This window comes from Pseudoalteromonas sp. SR44-5 (assembly GCF_014163675.1).
GTDB lineage: Bacteria > Pseudomonadota > Gammaproteobacteria > Enterobacterales > Alteromonadaceae > Pseudoalteromonas > Pseudoalteromonas rhizosphaerae.
In genome coordinates this window covers 1-2192 of record NZ_JACJDT010000104.1, presented here as the reverse complement: position 1 = coordinate 2192, position 2192 = coordinate 1, and the positions used below count along the sequence as shown (strand labels likewise).

Sequence of the window (2192 nt, the reverse complement as noted above, 5' to 3'; positions counted from 1 at the left end):
CTTGATACGCTTGACTTTGGCAGGCCAAGTGCGTCTGCTGCCTTGGTAAAGCTGCCAAATTGAGCAACCAATACAAAGCGCTGCATGGCTTCAAATTTGTCCACATCTTCTACCTTTGTTTGTTTTATCCGAACAATGTTATCACTTTTGTCATGTATATCGAACACAATAAATTATCTACTCTGTTCTACGTGGTCAGAGCCGCTATGGTTTAAGGTTTTAAAATTGTTACAGAATAGATTGGAGAGAGTGATGAATAAATTAGCAATTATTACTGGTGCTAGCCGTGGGTTAGGAAGAAACAGTGCTTTAGCGTTAGCTGACAAAGGCATAGACGTTATTTTTACTTATCACAATAATGTTCAAGCGGCACAAGATGTGATTGAAGAGATTCAACAAAAAGGCCAAAAAGCCTTTGCCCTTCAATTGGATACGCGCGATTTTGATGCCATTCCTGAATTTGTTAGTCAGGTTAAGGGGTTGTTGACCAATGAATTTGCACGAAGCGATTTCGATTATTTGTTAAATAACGCTGGCGTAGGTTTACGGGCAAGTGTTGAAGAAACCACTTATGAAGAGCTAGAAAATATGCTGGCAATCCATGTAAAGGGACCTTTCTTTTTAACGCAAGCATTATTACCGCATATTAAAGACGGCGGTCATATTCTCAATATTTCTTCAGGTTTGGCACGTTTTAGTATGCCAGGTTCAAGTGCCTACGCGATGGCCAAAGGTGCAGTCGAAGTCATGACACGCTATATGGCAAAAGAGTTCGCAAACCGACAAATTCGCGTAAATACCTTGGCACCCGGTGCTATTGCGACAGACTTTGGCGGTGGTAATGTGCGTGACAACCAACAAGTGAACCAAATGGTGGCATCTGTTACCGCTTTGGGTCGGGTTGGGGAGGCTGACGATATTGGTAAAGCCGTTGCCATGTTGCTGAGTGAAGACAGCGGCTGGATTACGGGACAGCGTATAGAAGCGTCTGGCGGTATGTTTCTTTAATTTTCAGCTAATCTTGGTGCTCTGCCGCATTATTTTTTATAAGGATTCAAAGCCCTCTGCGTGAGGGCTTTCATCGCTACTATAAAGCTCTTAATATATTGTCAGAATTAGTTAAACTCGAGCAGTGTTTACTGGCTCAGACTTGCTTTGACAGTTCAAGTTAAGACTTATTCACATAAATTACAGTGGCTTTTTTTATCTGAATTTTGCTTTCGCTTTTTGCATTAACCCAGCCCTATTATTACAGGCTGGGCAGAAGGTAATTTCAACTGTTGAGGCTTTATTCAATAGTGGTAATAAGGATTTTTCGCGTCTTAAGTCCTTTAACTCACGTTCTAATTGGCGTTGCTGTGAAAGCCAGAGGGGTCAAATCTTGACTTCACACATCAAGAATCATCAATGTCCGCTTCTACCACTTTGCCGATATTACGGCTGTGAGCGATAACCCTCAAGATTTCAAAAATGCTGTTTATATTTCATAGTGCCCTTAACTGAGAAGCAGAGAATTATATTGAGAGTGTGACTACTTTAAAGGTTTAGTTATTAAAATATTTTCAAATAAACTTTTTTGGAACATGTATAAGGCGTTTTTCACAATAGGTGTTTTTCAATAACGTGACCCAAAGCGCTGTGACTTTTATTATCTTGCTAGGGTGATTGATTGCAGCCAATCCATAAAGACAGTTAGGCGTTTAGTTGGTTGTCTACGTGATGAATAGAGTAAAGACACCGGCATTGGCTCGGCTTCAAATTGAGGTAGGACAGAAATGAGCTGGCCTTTCTTGATGAGGTTTTCTGCACCAATCGCGGGGAGTTGGGCAATGCCAAGCCCTGCTAAGCAAGCATCTAAATAAGCATCTGTGCCATTAACCGCTAGGCTACTTGGCATGGATTGTTGTTTTACCTTGTCGCCTTCCATGTATTCAAATTGGGCATCGAGATTACCAAGCGTATGAGAATATTCGATCAGTTTATGATTGGCTAATTCTGCAAGACTCTGTGGAATACCATATTTTTCAACATAGCTTGGCGACACACAGTTTACGCTTCGGTACAGCGTTAATGGGCGAGCGATAAGGCTGCTATCGTCAAGATTACCCACTCGAATGACGCAATCAATGCTTTCTTTAATTATATCAACTCGATAATCTGCGCTGCTGATCTTTAGGCGTATGTTGGGGTAT

General features: G+C 41.4%; 3 protein-coding genes. 1 reads left to right on the top strand and 2 read right to left on the bottom strand.

All coding sequences use genetic code 11. From position 1 onward, the window contains the following. Nucleotides 1-86: LysR family transcriptional regulator (locus H5154_RS24230; protein ID WP_404936179.1), on the bottom strand; the 86-nt coding region annotated here is incomplete at its 3' end. 166 nt (nt 87-252) lie between these two features. On the opposite strand from H5154_RS24230, the gene H5154_RS22575 reads away from it, so the two are divergent. Then, complete coding sequence (locus H5154_RS22575) at nt 253-1008, top strand: SDR family NAD(P)-dependent oxidoreductase (protein ID WP_182719707.1); 756 nt, start codon at nt 253-255, stop codon at nt 1006-1008. Between the two features lie 640 nt (nt 1009-1648). On the opposite strand, the gene H5154_RS22570 is transcribed toward H5154_RS22575, so the two are convergent. Then, on the bottom strand, nt 1649-2192 hold a 544-nt coding region (locus H5154_RS22570; protein WP_259398595.1), incomplete at its 5' end, for a LysR substrate-binding domain-containing protein.

Bases quoted from the DNA above. Each gene is read 5' to 3' on its own strand.
- H5154_RS22575 (WP_182719707.1), top strand. From the start codon at position 253: ATGAATAAATTAGCAATTATTACTGGTGCTAGCCGTGGGTTAGGAAGA.